At 70.6% G+C, this 23,522-nt stretch carries 25 protein-coding genes and 1 riboswitch; of the genes, 22 read left to right on the top strand and 3 right to left on the bottom strand.

Annotation, left to right across the window (positions count from 1 at the left end; all coding sequences use genetic code 11):
• The first annotated feature begins 108 nt into the window (after window positions 1-108).
• Window positions 109-837: a gamma-glutamylcyclotransferase gene (locus LCHO_RS14615; protein ID WP_012347939.1), complete on the top strand. Its 729-nt coding sequence runs from the start codon at window positions 109-111 to the stop codon at window positions 835-837.
• On the opposite strand, the gene LCHO_RS14620 is transcribed toward LCHO_RS14615, so the two are convergent.
• Window positions 791-1,441, bottom strand: a complete 651-nt coding sequence (locus LCHO_RS14620; RefSeq protein WP_012347940.1) for a nucleotidyltransferase family protein — start codon at window positions 1,439-1,441, stop codon at window positions 791-793. The genes LCHO_RS14615 and LCHO_RS14620 overlap by 47 nt on opposite strands.
• Before the next feature lie 253 nt (window positions 1,442-1,694).
• Here LCHO_RS14620 and pdxH point away from each other — a divergent pair, with 253 nt between their 5' ends.
• Window positions 1,695-2,330 (top strand): pyridoxamine 5'-phosphate oxidase, encoded by a 636-nt coding sequence (gene pdxH / locus LCHO_RS14625; RefSeq protein WP_012347941.1) that lies wholly within the window; start codon window positions 1,695-1,697, stop codon window positions 2,328-2,330.
• A gap of 36 nt (window positions 2,331-2,366) precedes the next feature.
• Here the strand turns inward: pdxH and msrA are convergent, their stop codons facing one another.
• Entirely contained in the window at window positions 2,367-2,942 is a 576-nt protein-coding gene (gene msrA, locus LCHO_RS14630) for a peptide-methionine (S)-S-oxide reductase MsrA (protein ID WP_012347942.1), read from the bottom strand.
• A 92-nt stretch (window positions 2,943-3,034) separates the two neighbouring features.
• Between msrA and LCHO_RS14635 the strand changes: the two genes are divergently transcribed.
• Window positions 3,035-3,850: a YdcF family protein gene (locus LCHO_RS14635; RefSeq protein ID WP_012347943.1), complete on the top strand. Its 816-nt coding sequence runs from the start codon at window positions 3,035-3,037 to the stop codon at window positions 3,848-3,850.
• A gap of 311 nt (window positions 3,851-4,161) precedes the next feature.
• Here LCHO_RS14635 and LCHO_RS14640 read toward each other — a convergent pair whose 3' ends face one another.
• Entirely contained in the window at window positions 4,162-5,736 is a 1,575-nt protein-coding gene (locus LCHO_RS14640; RefSeq protein ID WP_012347944.1) for a UbiD family decarboxylase, read from the bottom strand.
• 255 nt (window positions 5,737-5,991) lie between these two features.
• Here LCHO_RS14640 and LCHO_RS14645 point away from each other — a divergent pair, with 255 nt between their 5' ends.
• The 19 genes from LCHO_RS14645 to LCHO_RS14735 all read left to right on the top strand — a co-directional run bounded on the left by LCHO_RS14645 (window position 5,992) and on the right by LCHO_RS14735 (window position 23,520).
• The gene (locus LCHO_RS14645; RefSeq protein ID WP_012347945.1) at window positions 5,992-6,927 is read left to right on the top strand and encodes a lytic transglycosylase domain-containing protein; all 936 of its coding nucleotides are present in this window, start codon (window positions 5,992-5,994) and stop codon (window positions 6,925-6,927) included.
• Between the two features lie 34 nt (window positions 6,928-6,961).
• A riboswitch (ZMP/ZTP riboswitch) is annotated at window positions 6,962-7,088 on the top strand.
• Window positions 7,089-7,165: 77 nt separating this feature from the next.
• A complete protein-coding gene (glyA, locus tag LCHO_RS14650) occupies window positions 7,166-8,413 on the top strand; it encodes a serine hydroxymethyltransferase (protein WP_012347946.1) in 1,248 nt (415 codons plus the stop codon).
• A gap of 119 nt (window positions 8,414-8,532) precedes the next feature.
• Window positions 8,533-8,976 carry a transcriptional regulator NrdR gene (nrdR, locus tag LCHO_RS14655; RefSeq protein WP_012347947.1) on the top strand — a complete coding sequence of 148 codons (444 nt, stop codon included), beginning with the start codon at window positions 8,533-8,535 and terminating at the stop codon, window positions 8,974-8,976.
• A 120-nt stretch (window positions 8,977-9,096) separates the two neighbouring features.
• Complete coding sequence (locus LCHO_RS14660; protein ID WP_012347948.1) at window positions 9,097-9,663, top strand: GspH/FimT family pseudopilin; 567 nt, start codon at window positions 9,097-9,099, stop codon at window positions 9,661-9,663.
• Window positions 9,657-10,106, top strand: coding sequence for a type IV pilin protein (locus LCHO_RS14665; protein ID WP_012347949.1), 450 nt, complete (start codon window positions 9,657-9,659; stop codon window positions 10,104-10,106). Before LCHO_RS14660 ends, LCHO_RS14665 begins: the two co-directional genes overlap by 7 nt.
• 5 nt (window positions 10,107-10,111) lie before the next feature.
• Window positions 10,112-10,822 carry a PilW family protein gene (locus LCHO_RS14670; RefSeq protein ID WP_012347950.1) on the top strand — a complete coding sequence of 237 codons (711 nt, stop codon included), beginning with the start codon at window positions 10,112-10,114 and terminating at the stop codon, window positions 10,820-10,822.
• The gene (locus LCHO_RS14675; RefSeq protein WP_012347951.1) at window positions 10,803-12,077 is read left to right on the top strand and encodes a hypothetical protein; all 1,275 of its coding nucleotides are present in this window, start codon (window positions 10,803-10,805) and stop codon (window positions 12,075-12,077) included. The genes LCHO_RS14670 and LCHO_RS14675 overlap by 20 nt, the downstream gene beginning before the upstream one ends.
• Window positions 12,074-13,255, top strand: a complete 1,182-nt coding sequence (locus LCHO_RS14680) for a type IV pilus modification PilV family protein (protein WP_012347952.1) — start codon at window positions 12,074-12,076, stop codon at window positions 13,253-13,255. Before LCHO_RS14675 ends, LCHO_RS14680 begins: the two co-directional genes overlap by 4 nt.
• A gap of 73 nt (window positions 13,256-13,328) precedes the next feature.
• Window positions 13,329-14,579: a bifunctional diaminohydroxyphosphoribosylaminopyrimidine deaminase/5-amino-6-(5-phosphoribosylamino)uracil reductase RibD gene (gene ribD, locus LCHO_RS14685; protein ID WP_012347953.1), complete on the top strand. Its 1,251-nt coding sequence runs from the start codon at window positions 13,329-13,331 to the stop codon at window positions 14,577-14,579.
• A 47-nt stretch (window positions 14,580-14,626) separates the two neighbouring features.
• On the top strand, window positions 14,627-15,718 hold the full coding sequence (gene ribBA / locus LCHO_RS14690) for a bifunctional 3,4-dihydroxy-2-butanone-4-phosphate synthase/GTP cyclohydrolase II (protein WP_012347954.1): 1,092 nt from the start codon (window positions 14,627-14,629) through the stop codon (window positions 15,716-15,718).
• A gap of 56 nt (window positions 15,719-15,774) precedes the next feature.
• Entirely contained in the window at window positions 15,775-16,239 is a 465-nt protein-coding gene (ribH, locus tag LCHO_RS14695) for a 6,7-dimethyl-8-ribityllumazine synthase (RefSeq protein WP_012347955.1), read from the top strand.
• Entirely contained in the window at window positions 16,236-16,751 is a 516-nt protein-coding gene (gene nusB, locus LCHO_RS14700) for a transcription antitermination factor NusB (protein WP_012347956.1), read from the top strand. The genes ribH and nusB overlap by 4 nt, the downstream gene beginning before the upstream one ends.
• 102 nt (window positions 16,752-16,853) lie before the next feature.
• The gene (locus LCHO_RS14705) at window positions 16,854-18,044 is read left to right on the top strand and encodes a pyridoxal phosphate-dependent aminotransferase (protein WP_012347957.1); all 1,191 of its coding nucleotides are present in this window, start codon (window positions 16,854-16,856) and stop codon (window positions 18,042-18,044) included.
• Window positions 18,041-19,378 carry a serine/threonine-protein kinase gene (locus tag LCHO_RS22290; protein ID WP_012347958.1) on the top strand — a complete coding sequence of 446 codons (1,338 nt, stop codon included), beginning with the start codon at window positions 18,041-18,043 and terminating at the stop codon, window positions 19,376-19,378. The genes LCHO_RS14705 and LCHO_RS22290 overlap by 4 nt, the downstream gene beginning before the upstream one ends.
• A 19-nt stretch (window positions 19,379-19,397) precedes the next feature.
• The gene (gene ybgC / locus LCHO_RS14715; protein WP_012347959.1) at window positions 19,398-19,835 is read left to right on the top strand and encodes a tol-pal system-associated acyl-CoA thioesterase; all 438 of its coding nucleotides are present in this window, start codon (window positions 19,398-19,400) and stop codon (window positions 19,833-19,835) included.
• Window positions 19,832-20,542, top strand: coding sequence for a protein TolQ (gene tolQ, locus LCHO_RS14720; protein WP_012347960.1), 711 nt, complete (start codon window positions 19,832-19,834; stop codon window positions 20,540-20,542). Before ybgC ends, tolQ begins: the two co-directional genes overlap by 4 nt.
• 13 nt (window positions 20,543-20,555) lie before the next feature.
• Window positions 20,556-21,026 carry a biopolymer transporter ExbD gene (locus LCHO_RS14725; RefSeq protein WP_012347961.1) on the top strand — a complete coding sequence of 157 codons (471 nt, stop codon included), beginning with the start codon at window positions 20,556-20,558 and terminating at the stop codon, window positions 21,024-21,026.
• Window positions 21,027-21,041: 15 nt separating this feature from the next.
• Complete coding sequence (gene tolA, locus LCHO_RS14730; protein WP_083772742.1) at window positions 21,042-22,046, top strand: cell envelope integrity protein TolA; 1,005 nt, start codon at window positions 21,042-21,044, stop codon at window positions 22,044-22,046.
• 73 nt (window positions 22,047-22,119) lie between these two features.
• The gene (locus LCHO_RS14735) at window positions 22,120-23,520 is read left to right on the top strand and encodes a cyclic di-GMP phosphodiesterase (protein WP_012347963.1); all 1,401 of its coding nucleotides are present in this window, start codon (window positions 22,120-22,122) and stop codon (window positions 23,518-23,520) included.
• The last annotated feature ends 2 nt before the right edge of the window (window positions 23,521-23,522 follow it).

Raw genomic sequence — 23,522 nt, forward strand, 5'->3', positions numbered from 1 at the left:
GTTAGGTGGTTCAAGACGCTGATGGATGGCGGCCGAGGCGGAACCTTCGGCATGAAACTGGCTAATCAATTAGACCGAAACTAAGTTACATCGTCAAATCATTCCCCGATGCCCATGACGTCCGATCAGGCCCTCCCCGACACCGCGACACACATCGCGGCACACACGACGGCGCTCACCGCCCTGCACGCCGCGCAGGCACGCAGGCGCGCACTCGACCAGGTGCGCGAGCAGATGCGCGGACGCAGCGAGTTCTGGGTCTTCGCCTACGCGTCGCTGATCTGGAAACCCGCGTTCGAACCGGCCGAGCAGCGCATCGCGCGGGTCTGGGGTCATCACCGGGCGCTGCAGATGCATTCACGGCTGGATCGCGGCACGGCGCAGCGTCCGGGCCTGGTGTTCGCACTGTTGCCGGGCGGTTCGTGCCAGGGTCTGGTGCAGCGGGTGCACCGACCCGACGATGACGCCACCCTCGAACTGCTCTGGTCACGCGAGATGGACACCGGCGTCTACCGCCCGCGCTGGCTGAACTGCCAGACCGCCCACGGCCCGGTGCACGCGCTGTCGTTCACGCTGTCGCGCCGCAGCCCGAGCCATGCCGGCGACCTGAGCGAGTCGCAACTGCTCGAGATCCTGCGCCACGCCCGCGGCCGCTACGGTCGCACGCTCGATTACCTGCTGCACACCGCGCACGCCTTGCAGGCGCTGGGCATCCGCGACACCGACGTGCAGCGCCTGGTCGCGCTGGCGCAGCGCCATCGGCTGCTCGACGGCGACGCGCCGCATGCCCTCACGCCGTGGCGCCAGCCTCTGGCGCAGTCGGCAAGCGCAGGTTGAGCTGGGCACTGCGTGCCGCGAGCAGGTCGGCCTGCGTGTCGACATCGAGCAGGACACCGGGGTCGTCGACCTCGATCCCGTGCGCCGGATAGCGTGCGATCAGACGGCGTGCGCCCTCGTCGCCGCTGAGCGTGACGAGTTCGGTGTAGAGCTCGGCCGAGAAGCCCACCGGATGACCCCGCCGGCCGCGGTGCTGGGCGTAGACCACCGGGTACTGGCTCATGGCATGCGCCACCTGGCGCAGCGTTTCGGGCCGCACCAGCGGCATGTCGCCCGGCAGCACCATCCAGCCGTTGGCATGCGCGCGTGCGCTCACGCCGGTGGCGATCGAATAGCCCATGCCGAGCGGCTCGTGGGTGTGCGTGCCCACCGGCGGCAGCAGCACGATGTCGCGCGCCGCCACCACCTGCTGGGCCAGCGGCACCAGCGCCGCGGTGGTGACCACGACACACGGCAATCCGGCGGCCAGCACCTGCTCGAGCGTGGCGGCCAGCACGCTGGTGTGGCCCAGCGACTGAGCCAGCTTGTGCCCTTCGCCGTCGAAGCGTTCGCCCCGACCTGCGGCAAGCACCACCACCATCGGCAAGCCACGGACAGCGGTCATGGCGACCCCCTGTGCGACAGATGAAAAGAAGGAGCCCCTGCTGCCCCGTTACGCCTGCTCTTGTTCATGCTCGACTCCCGCTGGATTGCGACCCGGACGGCCCCGCCATGACATCTGGCTGTGAGAGTGGCATCCGATCCTCCGGCTCGACTGTGCGCGCACCGGCCCGGATGCCGAAAGTGGTGTGTTCACCTAAGTGCAATCGCTAGGCGCGAGCGCAGCCACCTCGTATCGGTATTTCTATACTGAGCCCATGAAGCACATCGCAGACCTGCGCAAGAGTTACGAGAGCGGCGAACTCGACGAGGCCTTCGCCGCCGACACCCCGCTGCTCCAGTTCGACACATGGCTGCAGCAGGCGCTGTCGGCCGGCCTGCCCGAGCCCAACGCCATGACGGTGGCCACCGTGTCCGCCGATGGCCGGCCGTCGACACGCGTGGTGCTGATCAAGGGCTACGACTCGCGCGGCATCGTCTGGTACACCAACTACAAGAGCCGCAAGGGCCAGGAACTGGCGGGCAACCCGTTTGCCGCACTGCAGTTCCATTGGGTGACACAGGAGCGCGTGGTGCGCATCGAAGGCCGGGTCGAAAAGACCAGCGCCGAGGAGTCGGACGCCTACTACGACTCGCGCCCGCTCGATTCGCGGCTGGGCGCATGGGCGTCGCCGCAGAGCCAGCCGATCGGCTCGCGCGCCGTGCTGGTGGCCAACGCGGCACGCACGGCGGCCCAATACGGCCTGCATCCGCCGCGCCCGCCGCATTGGGGCGGCTATCGACTGGTTCCCGATCGCTGGGAGTTCTGGCAGGGACGCAAGTCGCGCCTGCACGACCGGCTGGTCTACCGGCTGGTCGACGGCACCTGGCTGCGCGAACGCCTGGCGCCCTGAGCGCGACCGCGCGCCGGCACGCAGCGCAAGGCCGGATCAGCCCTTGCGCTGGTGCCGCGCAAACGCCTGGCGGAACTTGTTCACCTTGGGCGCGATCACGTAGGCGCAGTAGCCCTGGCCCGGATGGTTCTCGAAATAGCGCTGGTGGTAGGCCTCGGCCGGCCAGTAGTTGTCCAGCGCCAGCAGTTCGGTGACGATCGGCGCCGACCAGGCCTGCCCCGCCTCCTGCATCACCGCCTTCGCCACCTCGACCTGCTTCGGGTCGTGCCAGTAGATGCCCGAGCGGTACTGCGTGCCCACGTCATGGCCCTGGCGGTTCAGCGTGGTCGGGTCGTGGATGACGAAGAAGATGCGCAGCAGTTCCGCCAGATCGATCACGTCGGGCGAAAACCGCAACTGCACCACCTCCGCGTGACCGGTGTCCCCGCCGCAGACCGCCTCGTAGCCCGGGTTCACGACCCGGCCGTTGGTGTAGCCGCTCTGCACCGACTCGACGCCTTCGACCTGCAGGAAAACCGCCTCCAGGCACCAGAAGCAGCCGCCGCCGAGCGTGATCGTCTCGGCAGGCTTGGCCGCTGCGGGCGTGGTCGGATCGGATGGCGAGGCGGACATGTCGGACTCCAGGTTGAACGCCCGCGGATTATTGGACGAATGCGATGGCCCGGCCGCGTCACCCAGAATCGCGCCCCGGCCCCAGACCTCGAATGGAATCGAACCCCGTGCTCACCCTGATGCTGCCAGGCGACTGGAAACCCGTGCTGTCGGCGCTGATCCAGCCGCCCGCCAGCCTGCTGCTGATCATCGGCCCGGCGTTGCTGCTGCAGCGCCGCCACCGGGCGTGGGCCGCGACGGTGATCGGCCTGTGCTGTGCGCTGCTGTGGCTGCTGTCGTGCACGGTGACGGCCCACTGGCTGCAGGAGCGCTGGCTGCGCCCGCCACCGGCGCTTGGCAGCCAGCAGCGCAGCCAACTGCACGCCGGGCCGGATCAGGTGCCGACGGCGATCGTGGTGCTGGGCGCCGGCCTGCACAAACGGGCGCCCGAATACGGCGATCGGCCCACGCTGACGCAGCAAGCCATGGTGCGCCTGCGCTACGGCGTCTGGCTGGCCCGTCAGACCGGCCTGCCGCTGGCCTACAGCGGCGGCCGCGGCTGGGCGCAGGGCGACGGGCCGAGCGAGGCGGAAACGGCTGCCCAGATCGCCCGCGACGAAGCCGGCATCGCGATGAAGTGGCTTGAACACGATTCGCGCGACACGCGCGAAAACGCCAGCGGCACGGTCGCCATGCTGCGCGCGGCGGGCGTGCGGCGCATCGTGCTGGTGACGCACGCGTCGCACATGCCGCGCGCGCTGCGGGCGTTCAACGAGGCGGCCGGCAGCGACATCGCATGCCTGCCGGCGGCGGTGGCCTACACCACTCAGGACGATCTCGAGGTGCTCGACTGGCTGCCGTCCGCACAGGGATTCCAGCAGGTGCACGCCTTGTTGCATGAACTGATCGGCCTGTTGGCCGGCGCCTGAACGCAACGCCCCTCGACGCTGGCGAAAGACGCGTCGCACAAACAGATACCCGCCCGGGACGTGCTGTCCGCGGGCGGGCCTTGGAGGCCTGCGGCCGCCATTCGGAACTCCGGAGGATTGAGGTCCGGGGTTCCTTCCGCGCAGAGACTGCGTGGAGTGAAGTACCTGCAGTTGGAGCAGGCAGACGAAGCCTACGCCCGGCCATTCCTCACGGCAAGTGTGATGTATTTATCACTCCAGGAGCCGTCATCGCCAGACCTGCATTGACCGGGATGCTCCGTTGTGATGACGGATACCTCCGTGGCGTCCGGTCAGACGGATCTGCTCGCATGGAGACGGGACCACAGGGCCTCCATGCGCTGCGTCACGTCGGCATCCATCGTGATGTTGCGGCCCCATTCGCGGCTGGTTTCGCCCGGCCACTTGTTGGTGGCGTCCAGCCCCATCTTGCCGCCCAGGCCCGAGACCGGCGAGGCGAAGTCAAGGTAGTCGATCGGCGTGTTCTCGACCAGCGTGGTGTCGCGCACCGGGTCCATGCGGGTGGTGATGGCCCAGATCACTTCCTGCCACGAGCGGATGTCCACGTCGTCGTCGACCACCACGATGAACTTGGTGTACATGAACTGGCGCAGGTAGCTCCACAGGCCGAACATCAGCCGCTTGGCATGGCCGGGGTAGCTCTTCCTGATGCTGATGACCGCCATGCGGTAGCTGCAGCCTTCGGGCGGCAGGTAGAAGTCGACGATCTCGGGAAACTGCTTGCGCAGGATCGGCACGAAGACCTCGTTGAGCGCCACGCCCAGGATGGCCGGCTCGTCGGGCGGCTTGCCGGTGTAGGTGGAGTGGTAGATCGCGTTGTCGCGCATCGTCATGCGCTCGATCTCGAACACCGGGAACCAGTCCTGCTCGTTGTAATAGCCGGTGTGGTCGCCGTAAGGGCCCTCGAGCGCATGCAGGTAGCCGCCGATCGACTTGAGCGCCACGCCGTGTTCGCTGCGGCCCTCGAAGCCCGCTGCGGCCACCGGGATGTGGCCCTCGAGCACGATCTCGGCGCTGGCCGGCACCTGCAGCTTCAGGTCGCCCTCGCCAACACCGCTGTGCGCCAGCTCGGTGCGGGCGCCGCGCAGCAGGCCGGCAAACTGGTACTCCGACAAGGAGTCCGGAACCGGCGTGACGGCGCCCAGCATCGTCGCCGGATCGGCGCCCAGCGCCGTCACGATCGGAAACGGCTGGCCCGGATTGGCGCGCGAGAAATCGCGGAAATCGAGCGCGCCGCCGCGATGAGCGAGCCAGCGCATGATGGTCTGGCGCGGCCCGATCACCTGCTGGCGGTAGATGCCCAGGTTCTGGCGCAGGCGCGGGCGGGGCACCGACTGCGGACCGCGCGTGACGACCAGGCCCCAGGTGATCAGCGGCGCCACGTCGCCGGGCCAGCAGTGCTGGATCGGCAGTTCGGCCAGATCGACGTCAGCACCCTCCCGCACCACCTGCTGGCACACCGGACGGCGGACCTGCGACGGTTTCATGTCCCACAAGGTGCGAGCCAGCTGGAACAGGCGCCCGGCATCTTTCAGGCCCTTGGGCGGCTCGGGCTCCTTGAGGCTGGCGAGCAGCTCACCGATCTCGCGCAGCGCGGAAACATCCGGCGCCCCCATGCCCAGGGCGACACGACCCGGCGTTCCGAACAGGTTTGTTAAGACCGGAACCTGAAAATGTTTGTGTCCGTTGCATGGAACTCGAAACAGAAGAGCCGGCCCGGATTCGCGCAAGGCCCTGTCGGACAGACAGGTCATTTCCAGGTGCGTGGAGACCGGATCAGGGACTTCGAGAAGTTCGCCGCGGGTCTTGAGGACGGCGAGAAAGCCGCGCAGGTCTTGGTAGTTCATCACAAAAGAAGCTAACGCCTCGATCTCTCATGGTTGACCGGTTATTAGGAGCCCCCCTAGAATGCGTTCACTTATCCAGGGCGCGGGTAATTCTCTATTGCATGCCGCACGCCCATCTCGACCCCGTCGCACCCAGAGTGCTTCACCTGAAGCAGCTTCCTTCTGAGCAGTGTCAGCGGCGGGATTATCGAGGCGACTTGCGCAGGCCTGCCGGCCCGTCGCCGCAGGCGCCTCGCTTGAAGTGCAGGGAGTGTCATGCTTGCATTCCGATCCTGGGCACATCTGCGTCTGGCTGTATTGGCGTCTGTCCGTGTGTTCTTTTCCGACCTGGGTCACGGCATGCTTGCCGTCGGCCACAACAGCCTGGCTGTGATCGGCCTGGCCGTGCTGAGCGCGGTGTTCGTGTTGGGTGGCCGTGCCGAAGTGCGTGGCGTCCTCGAAGAGCGGGCCCTCGACTGGCTGCTCGAACGCCAGGAAGCCCGCGCCGTCGGCGCTGACGACCTGATCGAGGTGGGCGACCTGTCGGCCGTCGACCGCGCGACCGCGATCGACCCGGCCGAGCTCAACCGCCAGCAGGCGACCGTCGCGCAGTGGCTGGCCAGGCGCTACCGCGTCGCCCCCGAGCCGGTCAGCCGTCTTGTCCAGGAAGCCTGGAGCCTGGGCCAGCGCGTCGGCCTCGAACCGACGTTGATCCTCGCCATCATGGCGATCGAGTCGAGCTTCAATCCGTTCGCCCAGAGTTCCGTCGGCGCGCAGGGTCTGATGCAGGTGATGACCCGCGTGCATGACGACAAGTACGAGGCCTTCGGCGGCAACCACGCCGCCTTCGACCCGCTGACCAACCTGCGCGTGGGCGTGCAGGTCCTGAAGGATTGCATCGCCCGGGCCGGCTCGCTCGAGGGCGGCCTGCGCTACTACGTCGGCGCAGCCAACCTGGCCGACGACGGCGGTTATGCGTTCAAGGTGCTGGCCGAGCAGGAGTTCATGCAGCAGCTGCTGCGTGGCCGCTCGGTGCCTGCGACGGCGCGACTGCCGGTGCCACCGGTCCCTGTCGGCAGCGCAGCGTCCAGCCCCGTGACGACTCAGGCACAGGCCGACAGCCCGGCAGCCGCACGCCCGACGACCAAGCCGCCGGCTGCACCGGCCGAGCGCAAGAGCAACAAACCCGAGCGACTGGCGCTCGCGCAGTGAGTCTGGCGGGAGCCGACGGGCTTCCGCTACACTTTCGACACCACGCAACTGGCGTTCAAGGGCCTGCGCAATGCAGGCCTGAGGTGGGCAACCACCAGGGAGCGTGGACCACAACGGCTGTCGAGCCTTGTCGGTTTTAGCCGTGCGCCTGGGCAGCCCCACCGTTTTCGCGTGTGCGCCGCCTTGCTTGCGCGCGCAGCGGCAGGGGTCCAGCAACCATCGACCGGACTGCCTCACCATGTTTGACCGCGCCACCCAGACCCTGGCTGCCATCGACCCCGAAATCACCGCTGCGATCGACGCCGAAGTGCGTCGCCAGGAAGAGCACATCGAGCTCATCGCCAGCGAAAACTACACCTCGCCGGCCGTGATGGCCGCGCAGGGCTCGCAGCTGACCAACAAGTACGCCGAAGGTTATCCGGGCAAGCGCTACTACGGCGGCTGCGAACACGTCGACGTGGTCGAGCAACTCGCCATCGACCGCGCCAAGCAGCTGTTCGGCGCACAAAACGCCAACGTGCAGCCCAACTCCGGCTCGCAGGCCAACCAGGCCGTGTTCTTCGGCCTGCTGCAGCCCGGCGACACCATCATGGGCCTGAGCTTGGCCGAAGGTGGCCACCTGACCCACGGCATGCCGCTGAACATGTCGGGCAAGTGGTTCAAGGTCGTCTCCTACGGCCTCGACGCCCAGGAAGACATCGACTACGACGCGATGGAGCGTCTGGCCCACGAGCACAAGCCCAAGCTGATCATCGCCGGCGCCTCGGCGTTTGCGCTGCGCATCGACTTCGAGCGCTTCGCCAAGGTCGCCAAGGCGGTCGGTGCCTATTTCATGGTCGACATGGCGCACTACGCCGGCCTGATCGCCGCAGGCGTCTACCCGAACCCGGTGCCGTTTGCCGACGTCGTTACCACCACCACCCACAAGACCCTGCGCGGCCCGCGTGGCGGCCTGATCCTGATGACCGACGCGGTCGCCAAGCAGATCAACAGCGCGATCTTCCCCGGCATCCAGGGCGGCCCCCTGATGCACGTGATCGCCGGCAAGGCGGTGGCATTTCAAGAGGCGCTGCAGCCCGAGTTCAAGGCCTACCAGGAACAGGTGGTCAAGAACGCGACCGCGATGGCTGAAACCTTGACTGCACGCGGCCTGCGCATCGTCTCGGGCCGCACCGAGAGCCACGTGATGCTGGTCGACCTGCGCCCCAAGGGCATCACCGGCAAGGAAGCCGAGGCGCTGCTGGGCCGGGCCCACATCACCTGCAACAAGAACGGCATCCCCAACGACCCGCAGAAGCCGATGGTCACCAGCGGCATCCGCCTGGGTTCGCCGGCGATGACGACGCGCGGCTTCAAGGAAGAACAGGCCGTGCTGACCGCCAACCTGATCGCCGATGTGCTCGAAGCGCCCAACGACGAAGCCGTGCTCGAGCGCGTGCGTGCCCAGGTTGCGCAACTCACGCGCGACTTCCCGGTGTATCGGTGAGCCCCCACGTCGCTGCGCTCCTGCCCCCCGAGGGGGCGCCCAGCCGCCTTGGGACGGCCCGGCGGCGGCTGGGGCCAGTGAGCCCTCGCGTCGCGGCAGGTCTCTGACGCCACCCGACAGTGCGCTGCCCCTACTGCGGAAACGTTGAAACCACCGTCGTCGAGACCCGCGAGTCCGACGAGGGTGACGCCGTGCGTCGGCGCCGGCGCTGCAGCGCCTGCGACAAACGCTTCACCACCTACGAACGCGCCGAACTGGCGATGCCGGCGGTGGTCAAGAAGAACGGCGACCGGCGCGAGTTCGACCGCGAGAAGCTGCGCGCCTCGATGACGTTGGCGCTGCGCAAGCGCAATGTCAGCGTCGACCTGATCGATGCCGCGATCGCCCGCATCGAGGACAAGGTCTTCACCAGCGGCGCCAGCGAAATGAGCACCTCGCGCATCGGCGAGATGGTGATGCGCGAACTCAAGCGCCTCGACAAGGTGGCCTACGTGCGCTTCGCCTCGGTCTACCGCGAGTTCGAGGACATCGACGCCTTCAGCAAGCTGATCCAGGAAATCTGAGCGTCCTGAGCGGCGCTGGACGATCTCGCGCGCGACCGCAATCCCCCATCGACACCCCCTTAATGGGGACGCCGGCGCCGCGGCGTCTGCCTAGACTGGCTGTACACCACGCAGCCAGACATGACCGAGACCCCCTCCTCTGCCAGCCCCGCCAGCCCGGCCGCCAAGGGCTTCACGCTGATCGAGATGCTGATCACGGTGGCGGTTCTCGCCATCATCCTGACCAGCGTCGTGCCGTCGATGCGGGCATTCGTCGCACGCAGGCATCTCGACGGCGCATCGGCGCAGTTGCAGGCCGACCTGCACTTCCTGCGCAGCAGCAGCGTCGCCCTCAACCAGGCCCTGCGCATCAGCGTGCACAGCGGCAGCGCCGGCAGCTGCTACCTCGTTCACAGCGGCGATGCCGACCAATGCGCCTGCACTTTCGTGGCCGGCGCCGAGCCCGTCGGCAATTGCGAGCCGGGTGCCGAACTGCTGCGCAGCCAGGCCTGGGCCGGCAACGCCGTGGCGGTGCGTGCCAACGTCGCATCGATGCGCGTCGACCCGCGACACGGCACCTTCAGCCCCACCGGAAGCATCGAGATCCAGGCCGGCGACGGCCCGGTGCTGCGTCATGTCGTGAACATCCTGGGCCGCTTGCGGTTGTGCGCACCGGGCACGGCGATCACCGGCGTGGCAGCATGCTGAAACACCGCGGCTTCACGCTCATCGAACTGCTGATCGGCGTGGCGGTGCTCGCCATCGTGTCCACGCTGGCCTGGCCCAGCTATCAGCAGCAGGTGCAACGGGCTCGCAGGGCCGATGCCTACGCCGCCCTCGCCCGCCTGCAGCAGGCCCAGGAGCGCCGACGCAGCCAGCTGCCGGCCTACACCGCCACGCTCGGTGAAGGCGGCCTCGGCCTGAGCGCCGCCAGCACCGACGGCCACTACGCGTTGTCCACCAGCGTCGCCGACGAAACCGCCGGCACGGCCTACCGCGTCAGCGCCAGCGCATCGGGCGCGCAGAGTGCGGACACCGCCTGCCGCCACCTGGCGATCGACGTCGACGGCGGCCGCCTGCAGATGCGCTCGGGCAGCAGTTCCGCGCTGGGCAACGACAGCGCCACCAACCTGCGCTGCTGGAACCTGTGACCGCCATGCCCGACAGAAGCACCGGCCTGGGCCTGATCGAGATCATGGTGGCGATCGCGCTGGGGCTGTTCCTGGTGGCCAGCGTGGCGGCGCTGGTGGTCGGGCAACTGGCCGAACAGCGCCGGCTGCTGCTCGAATCGCGCCTCAACCAGGACCTGCGCGCCACCGCCGACCTGATCGTGCGCGACCTGCGCCGCGCCGGTCACTGGGGCAGCGCCGAACGTGGCGTGTGGTCGGGCGGCCCGACTGCCCCCGCAGCCAATCCCTACGCCGGCCTGCATCCCGGCGCCGACACCGCCGCCGCCAGCCTGGGCTACAGCTACAGCCGCGACACCACCGAAGACCAGGCCAGCGGCAACGCCGAAAAGTTCGGCTTTCGCATCAACACCAACACCCGCGCCTTCGAACTGCGCCTGGCCGGCAACGACATCACGCCCGGCAACGGCGACCAGTGGCAGGCCCTCACCGACCCGGCCCTGCTGCGCGTCACGCGCTGGCAGGTGCGCCACGAATCGCGGTCGGTGAGCCTGCTCGGCCACTGCGCCATCCCGGTCTGCCCCACCGGCAGCAGCACCTGTCCGCCCACCGTGCGGCTGCGTCAGGTCCACATCGAGCTCGACGCCACCGACGCACGCGACAGCAGCGTGCAGCGCAGCCTGGTGACGCGGGTGCGACTGCGCAACGACGAGGTCAGCGGTGCCTGCCCGGGGGCCTGACCGTCCACCGGCGGCGCAGGCCGGCAGCGGCACCCTGCCGGTGCTGCTGATCCTGCTGATGGCACTGGCCCTGATGCAGCTCTACAGCCAGCGCGCGCTGATCTTCGAGCAGCGCGCCGTCGCCAACCAGGTGCGTGCAGCCTGGGCCGCCGAAGCCGCCGAGGCCGGCCTCGCCTGGACGCTCGCCCAGCTCAACCGCAGCGGCAGCGTCGACGCCGCCTGCCTGCCCTTGGCCGCGCATCCCGCCGGCGGCAGCAGCTTGCGCGAACGCCTGCTCGGCACCGAGCCCGACACCGGCGCCCTGTCGATCGCCACGACCGACGCCGCCTGCGTGCGCGACGGCCACTGGCGCTGCAGTTGCCCGACCACCGGTGCGGCCAGCCTCGCGGCGAGCGCCGATGCACTCAACCACCCGGCGTTTTCGGTGCGACTGCAGGACGGCCCGCCGGGTACCGCCCCGAACGGCCTGATGCGGCTGGTGGTCACCGGCTGCAGCCACCTCGGACAAGGCTGCGGCGGCAGCGCCGCGGCCGACGCACGCGCCGAGATCCGCGCCCTGCTCGCCCCCTATGGCCAGCTGCTGCGCCCGCCCGCCGCGGCGATCACCGCGCTGGGCGGTGTCACCGTCGGCCCGGGGGTCTCGCTGGTCAACGGCGACGCCGGCAGCGGCGGCCTGACCGTGCAATCGGCGGCGGCCATCGCGATCGACCCGGCCGGCCGGCTGTTCGGCCCACCGGGCCGCCCGGCCGAAGCCACGCTGGTGGCCGACGACCCGTCGCTGGGCGGCGACAGCGACGCGCTGTGGCGGCGCCATTTCGGTGCCGGCGCCGGCAGCGTGCGCGATCTGCCCACCCTTCACCGCATCGCCTGCCCGGCCGGTGGCTGCGGCGCCACCGAGGTGCAGGCCGCCATCGACGCCGGTCACCGCAGCCTCTGGCTCGAGGGCGATCTGCGTCTGGCCACCCCGGTTCGCTGGGGCGACGCCGATCGCAGCCTGCTGTTGCTGGTGGACGGCACGGCGCAGTGGCAAGGCCCGCTCGAGATCGACGCCTTGCTGGTCGCCCGCAGCCTCGCCTGGCAGGCCGGCGCGACCGGCGTGGCACGCCTGCGTGGTGCGCTCGTCAGCCTGGGCGTGGTCGACCTGCAGGGCAACGCCGAGATCGTGCGCGATCGCGCCGTGCTCGATCGCCTGCGCCATGCAGCGGGCGCCTACGCCGTGGTGCCCGGCAGCTGGCAGGACTTCGTCAACCGATGAAACCGGTGTCCGGGCTCGCGCTGATCGAGGTTCTGGTCGCGATGGCGGTGCTGGCGATCGGTCTGGGCGGCACGCTGCGGCTGCAGACCTGGCTGCGTGTGGGCACCGACCTGTCGCGCCAGCGGGCCGAAGCGCTGCGGCTGGCCCAGGACAGCCACGAATCCCTGCGCGCCTACGCCAGCCTGGCGGACTGGACGGCCATTGCCGGCCACAGCCCCACGGGTGTCGCGCTGACGCATGCCAACACGGCGTACCAGCTCGAACGCAGCGTGACGACGCAGACCGATCCGCGCCTGAAGCACGTCAGCACGGTGCTGAGCTGGCCGGACCGCGACGGCCAGCAGCAGCAACTGCAGCTCGACACCCTGCTGGTCGGGCAGGACCCGACGCTCGCGGCCGCGCTGACACTCGACCGCGGCGCAGGGGCCACCGCGGGCAGCGTGGGCCGCGGGGCCAGCCCGCGCCACGCGCTGATCCCGGCCCGCGCCAAGTCGCTGGGCGGCGGACGCAGCGTCTTCAAGCCACGGGCGCAAGACCTGCTGGCCTGGGTCTTCGACGATCAGACCGGCAGCGTGGTGGCACGCTGCGACAGCACCGCCGGCCTGTCGAGCGCACAGCTCGACGCCAACAGCCTGGGCGCCTGCCGCGCCATCGCCGGCCTGCTGATCGGCGGCCACGTGCGCTTTGCGCTCGACACCGACAGCCCCGGCGCCGGCGACGCCCAGAACCCGCTGAGCCCCGCCCTGCCGCTCGACCTGCGCCTGCAGCTGACCAGCACCGGCCACCCCGACCCCGGTTGGGAATGCGCCGACGACGCGCCCGACTCGATCGGCGGCGCGCCGGCCCAGCTCGGCGTGATCTATCACTGCGTGATCCAGGGCGCCGGCCTGCCGCCGCGCTGGTCGGGCCGGCTCGACATCGTGCCGATCGGCTGGACGCTGGCCAGCAGCGGTGTCACCGGCTACCGCGTCTGCCGCTACAGCGCCGACCACAACCGCAACGGCCGCATCGACAACGCCGAACACCCGGCCAGCCACGCCGCGGTCGGCGAACCGCTGGGCGACCAGAACTTCCTGATCCTGCGCGCCGCGGCCGGCTGCCCGACCGACAGCGGCGTCTCGTTTGCGGGGCAAGGCGGCAACTGGCTGGACGACAGCAGCGTGGCGCACCAGCCCTGACGACGACATCGGCAAGATCGGCAATCTGCGACACGACACCGCGCCGCGCTGGCCGACCGCGATCACGCCGACAATGCCCGCCATGCCCGAGAACCACCCCCACGCCGACGCACCGGCCCCCTCGCCCGCCCCGTTCAGCCCGCAGGATCAGCAGGCGATGGCCCAGGCCCTCGCACTGGCCGAGCAGGGTTTCGGGCTGACCGAACCCAATCCGCGCGTCGGCTGCGTGATCGTCGACGCCCAGGGCCGGCTGCTCGGCAGCGGCCACACCCAGCAGGCCGGCGGCCCGCATGCCGAGGTGATGGCGATGCGCACGGCGCGCGCCGCCGGCCACTCGCTGATCGGCGCCACCGCCTACGTGACGCTCGAACCGTGCGCGCACCACGGCCGCACGCCGCCCTGCGCCGACGCGCTGATCGAAGCCGGCCTGAAGCGCGTGGTCGCGGCGATCACCGATCCGTTTCCGCTGGTCGCCGGCCAGGGCCTGGCGCGGCTGGCGGCGGCCGGCATCCAGGTCGAACAGGGCCTGATGGCCGAGGCCGCCACCGCCATCAACATCGGTTTCTTCTCGCGCGTGCTGCGCCAGCGGCCGTGGGTGCGCATGAAGGTGGCGGCCAGCCTGGACGGCCGCACCGCGCTGATGAACGGCCAGAGCCAGTGGATCACCGGCGCGGCCGCACGCGCCGACGGCCACGCCTGGCGGCGCCGCGCCAGCGCCGTGCTGACGGGCATCGGCACCGTGCTCGACGACGACCCGCGCCTCGACGTGCGCCACGTGCCCACGCCGCGCCAGCCGATGCGGGTGGTGGTCGATGCGCCGCTGCGCACGCCGGTCACGGCCCGGCTGCTCGCGCCGCCCGGCGAGGTGCTGGTCTACACCAGCGCCGACGAGACCGCCCAGGCCGCCTGGCTGGCCGAGGTGCAGGCGGCGCACGGCGCCCGCGCCGCGCTCGGCCCGGACGGCACCGACGTCGCGCCGCCGCTCGTGCAGTGCGTGTCGATGCCGGGCGGACCGGCCGGCAAGGTCGATCTGGCGGCGATGCTGGCCGACCTGGCGCGGCGCGGCGTCAACGAGCTGCACGTCGAGGCCGGCCATCGGCTCAACGGCTCGCTGCTGCGCGAGGGCCTGGTCGATGAATTCCTGGTCTACCTCGCACCCAAGCTGCTCGGCCTGGGCCGCGAGATGTGGAGCTGGGGCCCGCTCGAAAGCCTGGACCAGGCGATCGAGCTCGAATGGGGCGACGTCCAGTCCGTCGGAGGCGACCTGCGTCTGCTGGCGCGCCCGCGCGGCCGGCTCGCCGGCTGGCTGCCCGGCACGCCCTGAAGCCGCGATTGCAGCGGGCCCGGGCACCAGCCGCCTACAATTCACGGATGGCAATATCTCCAATTCCCGAGCTGGTGGCCGAACTGGCCGCCGGACGCATGGTCATCCTCGTCGACGAGGAAGACCGCGAAAACGAAGGCGACCTGGTCCTTGCGGCCGAGATGGTCACACCGGAAGCGATCAACTTCATGGCCAAGCACGGCCGTGGGCTGATCTGCCTGACGATGACGCGCGAGCGCTGCGATCACCTGCAACTGCCGCCGATGACGCCGCGCAACGGCACCAAGCACAGCACTGCGTTCACGGTCTCGATCGAAGCCCGCACCGGCGTGACCACCGGCATCTCGGCCGCCGATCGCTCGCGCACCGTCGAAGTGGCGGTGGCCCGCGACACCACGGCCGCCGATCTGGTCCAGCCCGGCCACATCTTCCCGCTGCAGGCGCAGGATGGCGGCGTGCTGATGCGCGCCGGCCATACCGAAGCCGGCTGCGACCTCGCCCGCATGGCCGGCCTGTCGGCCTCGTCGGTGATCTGCGAGATCATGAACGACGACGGCACGATGGCGCGCCTGCCCGAGCTGGAAGTGTTCGCCCAGCAGCACGGCCTGAAGATCGGCACCATCGCCGACCTCATCACCTACCGCAGCCGCAACGAATCGCTGGTCGAGCAGCTCTCGCGCCAGCAGCTCGCCACGCCGTGGGGCGGCTTCGACTGCCGCACCTTCCGCGACCGCACCGGCCAGATCCACCTGGCGCTGAGCCTGGGCGACTGGCAGCCCGAGGACGAAGTGCTGGTGCGCGTGCACGAGCCGCTGTCGGTGCTCGACCTGCTCGACGCCAGCACCTCGCGCCATTCGTGGTCGCTGCCGCAGGCGCTGACCACGCTGCAGGCCACCGGCCGCGGCGTGGCCGTGCTGCTCAATGCCGGCCGCGATGCCGAGGCGCTGCTCGGCCAGATCAAGCCCGACGGCTTCGAGCCGCAGCGCGGCTCCACCGACCTGCGCACCTACGGCGTGGGCGCGCAGATCCTGCTCGAGCTCGGCGTGCGCCGCATGAAGCTGATGAGCAACCGCCGCCGCCTGCCCAGCATGACCGGCTACGGCCTCGAAGTGACCGGCTTCATGCCGACCCCCGGCTGAATGCGCGCCCGGTCGTCGTCACCCACCCAGCACTCGAACCTTTCCAGGGAAACGCCATGAAAAACGCAGACCGGGGCGTCGCCGCGGAACTCGACGGATCGGACCTGCGCGTGGCCATCGTGCAGGCGCGCTTCAATGCCGCCATCACCGAACAGCTCGCCAGCAGCTGCATCGCCGAACTCGAGGCGCTGGGCGTGCTCGCCAAGCACATCAAGCACGTCACCGTGCCCGGCGCGCTCGAAGTGGCGCTGGCGCTGCAGGCGCTGGCCGAGCAGAAGGACCACGACGCGCTGATCGCGCTGGGCTGCATCATCCGCGGCGAGACCTACCACTTCGAGCTGGTCGCCAACGAAAGCGGCGCGGCGGTGACGCGGGTCTCGCTCGAACACGGCGTGCCGATCGCCAACGCCATCCTCACGGTCGAGAACGAGGCCCAGGCCTGGGCCCGTGCCGACGAAAAAGGCCGTGACGCCGCGCGTGTCGCGGTCGAGATGGCCAATCTGATGGAAGACCTCTCTTGAACGCTCCCCTGTCCAAGCCGGCGCCCGGCGGCAAGCCGCGCGGCAACGCCACGCCCGCCGGCGCGCCGCGCCCGAAGTCGGCCCGCCGACGTTCGCGTGAGCTGGCGCTGCAAGGCCTCTACGAATGGCAGGTCGGCCAGGCCGACTCGCACGTCGTCGAGGCCCACATGCGCGAGCAGGAAGACCACGCCAAGTGCGACACGGCGCATTTCTCGGCGCTGCTGCACGGCTGCATCGCCCAGGTGGCGGCGCTCGACGCGGTGCTGACGCCGCACCTCGACCGCCGCGTGCAGGAGCTGTCGCCGGTCGAACACGGCGTGCTGCTGATCGGCGCCTACGAGCTGCAGCACTGCCTCGACGTGCCGTACAAGGTGGCGATCAACGAGGCGGTCGAACTGGCCAAGTCGTTCGGCGGCACCGACGGGCACAAGTACGTCAACGGCGTGCTCGACAAGGCCGCCGCCGACCTGCGCCCCGCCGAAGTGGCCGCCCAGCGCAACCGCCGCACCTGATCCGGCCCGCAGCCGGATCGATCCTCCCACCCCACCGTCGCCACTAGCGTGTCCCACGCTGCAGGTTTCACCCTGAACCCGACCCCGGCCCGGACCGGGCCTTTGCGCCTGGCCCGCCGGGTCGACCAGATCGAGCCGTTCTGGGTGATGGAGTGCGCCAAGGCGGCCGACGAGATCGCCCGCAGCCCGGCCTGCGACCCGGCACTCGGCGGCGAGTCGATGATCTACCTGAACATCGGCGAGCCCGACTTCACCGCGCCGCCGCGGGTGCTCGAAGCCGCGCAGCGGTGCCTGGCCGAGGGCCGCACCCAGTACACGAGCGCCACCGGCCTGCCGGCGCTGCGCGAGGCGATCGCGCGCTGGTACGCCAGCCGCTGGGGTCTGGACATCGACCCGGCGCGCATCGTGATCACCGCCGGCGCCTCGGCCGCGCTGCAGCTGCTGTGCACCGCGCTGGTCGAGCCGGGCGACGAGATCCTGATGCCCGACCCGAGCTACCCCTGCAACCGCCATTTCGTGACGGCCGCAGGCGGCGTGCCCCGGCTGCTGCCGGCCGGCCCGGCGCAGCGTTTCCAGCTCGACGCCGCCTCGGTGGCCGAGGCCTGGGGCCCGGCCACGCGCGGCGTGATGCTGGCCTCGCCGTCCAACCCGACCGGCACCTCGATCGACGCCGACGAGCTGCAGCGCATCGTCGAAGTCGTGCGCGCGCGCGGCGGCATCACGATCGTCGACGAGATCTACCTCGCGCTCGGCTACGACAGCGCACACGACCGCAGCGCGCTGGCGCTGGGCGACGACGTGCTGGTGATCAACAGCTTCAGCAAGTACTTCGGCATGACCGGCTGGCGGCTCGGCTGGCTGGTGCTGCCGCCGGCGCTGGTCGGCGCGGTCGAGAAGCTGGCGCAGAACTTCTACATCTGCGCCTCGGCCGTGGCCCAGCACGCCGCGCTGGCGTGTTTCCACCCCGACACGCTGGCCGAGTGCGAGCGCCGCCGCGAGGTCATGCGCCAGCGCCGCGACGCCATCGTGCCGCAGCTCGAAGCGCTCGGCCTGGCCGTGCCGGTGCGCCCGGACGGCGCCTTCTACGTCTGGATGGACACCCGCCGCCATGCGAGCAACAGCTGGGATTTCTGCTTCGACATGATGCGCAGCGCACACGTGGCCCTCACCCCCGGACGCGATTTCGGCCATGCCGAGACCGCCCACTACGCCCGACTGTCGTTCGCCAGCTCGCTGCCGCAGCTGGAAGCGGCGGTGGCTCGCCTGCAGCGCGTCCTGCGCCCACAGTCATGAGCCGCATCACCCCGCACGCCCCCACCCGGCCCGGCCTGCTCGACACCACCGGGCCGCTCGACGCCGAGCTGTCCGGCCCGCTCAGCACCAGCGGCGCGCTCGATTTCCTGTCGCCGCGCCGGCACGAGGACACCCAGCGGCTCGACGGCAAGCCCGGGGCCCCCGCGGGCGCCGGGCCGAGCGGCCCCGACACCACGCCGCAGGTCGACCAGGTCGGCCGCTACAGCCTGGAGCAGCGCCTCGGCCAGGGCGGCCTGGGCACCGTCTGGTCGGCCTACGACACCGTGCTGGCGCGCCAGGTGGCAGTCAAGACGCTGACCATCGCCGCCGCGCCGGGTCAGCGCGAGGAACTCGCCGCCCGGGTGCTCGACGAGGCCCGCGCCGCCGCGCGCCTGAGCCACCCGCACATCGTCACCGTGCACGACGCCGGCGTCAGCCCCGAGGGCGCCTACATCGCGATGGAACTGCTGCGCGGCAAGGACCTTGCCGACCTGCTGCGCAGCGGCTGGCGGCCCAGCCCCGAGCAGGCCGCGCTGATCGTGCGGCGGGTCGCCGACGCGCTCGGCTACGCCCACAGCAAGGGCGTGATCCACCGCGACGTCAAGCCGGCCAACATCTTCATGGTCGGCCGCACCCGGCCGGTGGTGCTCGATTTCGGCATCGCCCGCCTGATCAACCGAGACCAGGGCGGCCCCGCGCTGGGTTCGCCGTATTACGCCGCGCCCGAGCAGTACGACGGCCGCGAATGCGATCAGCGCAGCGACGTCTACTCGCTCGGCGTGGTGCTCTACGAACTATTGACCGGCCAGCGGCCCTACAACGGCAGCTCGCTCGACGAGATCCGCCAGGCCGTGCGCACCGGCCGGGCTCAGCGGCCGACCCAGATCATCGCGGCGGTGCCGCCCGCGCTCGAGACGCTGGTGATGCAGGCGATCGACATCGATCCCGCCGCACGCCCACGTTCGGCCGGCGCGATGGCGCGCGAGCTGCGCACCTGGCTCGCCACCCTGCCCAACGCCCCCAACGCCACCTGGCCGCAGCAGCCCCCGGCCGCCAGCGCCGACCCGGCCCGTGCGCAGCGCCCGAACGCCGAGGCGGTCACGCGCCGGCGCGCCGAGCTGGAGGTGGCCTCGCTGCCGCCGGCTGCCAATCCGGGCGTCGCGCCGGCCGCCGACTTCCCGTCGCTGCCGACGAATCCGGCCGCCGGCGAAGCCGATCCCGCATCTCGGGGCACCGGCACGGCGCCGGGCCGGCCCTCCTTGCTGCCCGCCGTGCTGGTGGCCTGCGTGCTGGGGCTGCTGGTGCTGGTCGGCTGGCTGATGCTGAGCCGTTGAACCGAGCCATCCCATCACCGTGAACGCACCGATCCGGCCCGCAGACCGCGCGGCGACTGCCCCCTTCACCTGGCCCCTGCGCGTCTACTGGGAAGACACCGACGCCGGCGGCGTGGTCTTCTACGCCAACTACCTGAAGTTCTTCGAGCGCGCGCGCACCGAATGGCTGCGCAGCCTGGGCTTCTCGCAGGAGCAGTTGCGCCTCGATACCGGCGTGATGTTCGTCGTCACCGATACTTCGGTGCGCTACCGCCAACCCGCCCGGCTCGACGAAGAACTGCACGTCAGCGTGCGGGTGGTCGAACAAGGCCGCGCCAGCCTGGTGATCGACCAGCAGGTGCAGCGCGCCGACACGCTGCTGGTCGAAGGCCGCATCCGCATCGGCTGCGTCGACAGCCGCACTTTCGTGCCGCGACGCATCCCCCCTTTCATCCTTGAACGAATGACTGCTGCATGAACCAGGACCTGAATATCCTGCACCTCATCACCCAGGCCAGCTTTGTGGTCCAGCTGGTGATGGCGACACTGATGCTGGTTTCGCTGGCGAGCTGGGCCGTGATCTTCGGCAAGCTGATCGGCCTGCGCCGGGTGCGCGGCGCCAACGACGGCTTCGAGCGCGAGTTCTGGTCGGGCCGCAACGTCCAGGAGCTCTACGCCCACAGCGAGCGCAACGCCGAGATCGGCGCGCCGCTCGAACGCATCTTCGCGTCGGGCATGCGCGAGTTCCTGAAGCTGCGCGAGCGCCGCGTCGGCGATGCCGGCTCGCTGCTCGACGGCGCGCGCCGCGCCATGCGCGCGAGCCTGCAGCGCGAGATGGACGCGGTCGAGCACAACCTGTCGTTCCTGGCCACGGTCGGCTCGGTGTCGCCGTACGTGGGCCTGTTCGGCACGGTGTGGGGGATCATGCATGCCTTCACCGGCCTGGCCAACGTGCAGCAGGTGTCGCTGGCCACCGTCGCGCCCGGCATCGCCGAGGCCCTGGTGGCGACCGCGATCGGCCTGTTCGCGGCCATCCCGGCGGTGATCGCCTACAACCGCTTCTCGCGCGACATCGACCGCATCGCGATCCAGCTCGAGACCTTCGTCGAGGAGTTCTCCAACATCCTGGCGCGCAACATCGGCCAGGGCGCGGGCGCGGGTGCCTCGGCGCCCAACACGCGCTGAGCCGGAGACACCCATGGCAGCCCTCGCCAGCCGCGGCTCACGCCGGCGCACCATCAACGAGATCAACATGGTGCCGTTCATCGACGTCATGCTGGTGCTGCTGATCATCTTCATGGTCAGCGCCCCGCTGATGACACCCGGCGTGATCGACCTGCCCAGCATCGGCCAGGCCCAGCGCCAGCCCGACAAGGTGATCGAGGTCATCATCGACAGCGCCGAGATGCTGCGCCTGAAGGTCAGCGGCCCGCCCGGCAGCGCCGGCGCCGGCACCCCGGCCGACAAGGCAGGCAGCGAAGGCGAGCGCATCGCGCTGCGCCAGCTGAGCCCGCGCGTCAAGGCGCTGCAGGGCGGCTCGAACCAGGTGCCGGTGATCATCTCGGCCGACAAGGGCGTCAAGTACGAGGCCGTCGTGCGCATCATGGACACGCTGCAGAAAGCCGGCGTGGCCCGCGTCGGACTGGCCGTGCGCACCACCGGCACCTGAACGATGGCGACGAGGATGGCAAGCCCCGAGCTGGCGCTGGACGCGATGCGCCGCCCGCCGTCGCCCGACGGCATGGGCGCGGGCACGACGCTGGCCGTGCTGGTGCACGTCGGCCTGGTCGCCGCGCTGGCCTACGGCGTGGCTTGGCGGCGCCACGAGGTCAACACCGTCTCGGCCGAACTCTGGGCCGCCGTGCCGCAGATCGCCGCGCCGATGGCCGCCGAGCCCCCGCCGCCGGCCGTGCCCACGCCGGCACCGAAGCCGGCCCCTACCCCGCCGCCGCCTCCTGCGCCAGCCCCGCAGCCGCCACCCAAGGCCGAACCGAAACCCAGCCGCGACGCCGACATCGCGCTCGAGAAGGCACGCAAGAAGGCCGAGGCCGAGCGCGAAGAAGCCGAGCGCCTGGCCGAGAAGAAAAAGGCCGACGAGAAGAAGGCCCGGGACAAGCGCCTGGCCGACGAGAAGGCCGAAAAGCTCGCCAAGGCCGAGAAGGAAAAGGCCGAGAAGGCTGAAAAGGCGGAGAAAGCCGAAAAGGCCGAAGCCAAGCGCCTGGCTGACAAGAAGGAGGCCGAGGCAAAGGATCGCGCCGAAGCCGCCAAGGACGCCCGCGCCGCCAAGGCGCAGGCCGACGCCCTGGCCAAGCAGCGCGCCGACAACCTGCGGCGCCTGAACCAGCAGCTGGGCAACAACCCGGCCGTCGGCAACGCGACCACGCCCAGCGCCGGCACCGCGGCGCAGTCGGCCGCGCCGTCGGCCGGCTACGAGGGCCGCATCCGCGCGCGCATCCTGCCCAACATCGTCTTCACCGGCCGCATCAGCGGGCCGACGGTGGCCGAGGTCGAGGTGCGGGTGGCGCCCGACGGCACCATCCTCGGCAGCCGCCTGCTCAAGTCGAGCGGTCTGGCCGAATGGGACCAGGCGGTGCTGCGCGCCATCGAGCGCACCGAGATCCTGCCGCGCGACATCGACGGCCGGGTGCCGCCGCTGATGGTGCTGAGCTTCGACCCGAACCGGCGCTGATTCAAGTTCGCTCGGCGCGTCACCGATAAAGCTCTCAGAACCGGCCTGGCCGGTGCCTGACTGGGCCTGATCGATGACCGCCACCGCCAACCGCCTGCTCCTGAAAATCGACGCCCTGCGACTGGGCATGTTCGTCCAGCTCGACCTCGGCTGGATGAATCACCCGTTCCCGCGCAGCCGCTTCAAGCTCGACGATCCGGCGCAGATCGCCACCCTGCGTCAGCTCGGCGTGCTGGAAGTGCTGGTGCGACCGGACCTGAGCGATCCGGTGGCGTTTGCCGACAGCGCCCACGACGCCGGCCACGTCGCGGCTGCCGAGCCGGCGCCGTCTGGCGACACGGCCGCTGCCATCCCGACCCCCGCAGCAGCCACGGCTGCCGCCGACAGCAGCCCGCTGCGCCGGCGCATGCTCGAGCCGTGCTCGCAGCGCGAGCCGCTGCGTGCCGGCGACCCGACGCTGGCGATGCGGCGCGCGCAGCTCGGCCGCGAACGCGACAGCCTGGCACGCAGCGAACGCCTGCACGCGCAGGCCAGCCGCGCCTGGCTCGGCATCACCCGCGACGCGGTCAACAACCCGACCGGCGCGCACCACGCTGCGCTGCTGCTGGCCGACGGGCTGGTCGACGAACTGCTGGGCGACGACGACACCACCATCCGCGTGCTCAGCGAAGCCGCCGGCACCGCCGCTTCGCAGCATGCGCTCAACGTGACGGTGCTGTCGCTGCTGCTCGGCCGCAGCCTGGGCCTGGACGAAGCGACGATGCAGACCCTGGCCCTGGGCGCGCTGCTGCACGACATCGGCAAGCTGCTGCTGCCCGACCACCTGCGCAACGCCGACGCCAGCAACGGCGCGCTGCTGCTGCGTGAACGCCGCGAACACGTCGCCCAGGGCGCGCGCCTCGGCCTGGCGATGGGCCTGCAGGCCGCGGCGCTGCAGGTGATCAGCCAGCACCACGAGCAGCACGACGGCAGCGGCCTGCCGCTGGGCCTGGCGGGCAACGCGATCGCGATGCCCGCGCGCGTGGTCGCGCTGGTCGACACCTACGACCGGCTGTGCAACCCGATGGCCGGCCAGCCGCTGCGCACCCCGCACGAGGCGCAGGCGCTGCTGTTCGCGCACATGCGCAAGCAGCTCGATCCGGCCGTGCTGGCCGCGTTCATCAAGCTGCTGGGCGTCTACCCGCCCGGCTCGGTGGTGCAGCTCAACGACGAGCGGCTGGCGCTGGTGGTGGCGGTGCATCCGCAGCGCCCGCTCAAGCCGAGCGTGGTGGTGCACGACCCGCGCGTGCCGCGCGACGAGGCGCTGATCGTGCACCTGCAGCAAGAGCCCGGCCTGGGCATCCGCCGCAGCCTGCACCCGCAGCACCTGCCGCGGGCGGTGGTGGACTACCTGTCGCCCCGCGAGCGCGTCAGCTACTACTTCGCCCACGGCCTCGAACCGGCGGTGACAGCCACACACGGCCAGGCGGCGTGAAG

Origin of the sequence: Leptothrix cholodnii SP-6, assembly GCF_000019785.1 — a bacterium.
GTDB classification, from domain to species: domain Bacteria; phylum Pseudomonadota; class Gammaproteobacteria; order Burkholderiales; family Burkholderiaceae_C; genus Sphaerotilus; species Sphaerotilus cholodnii.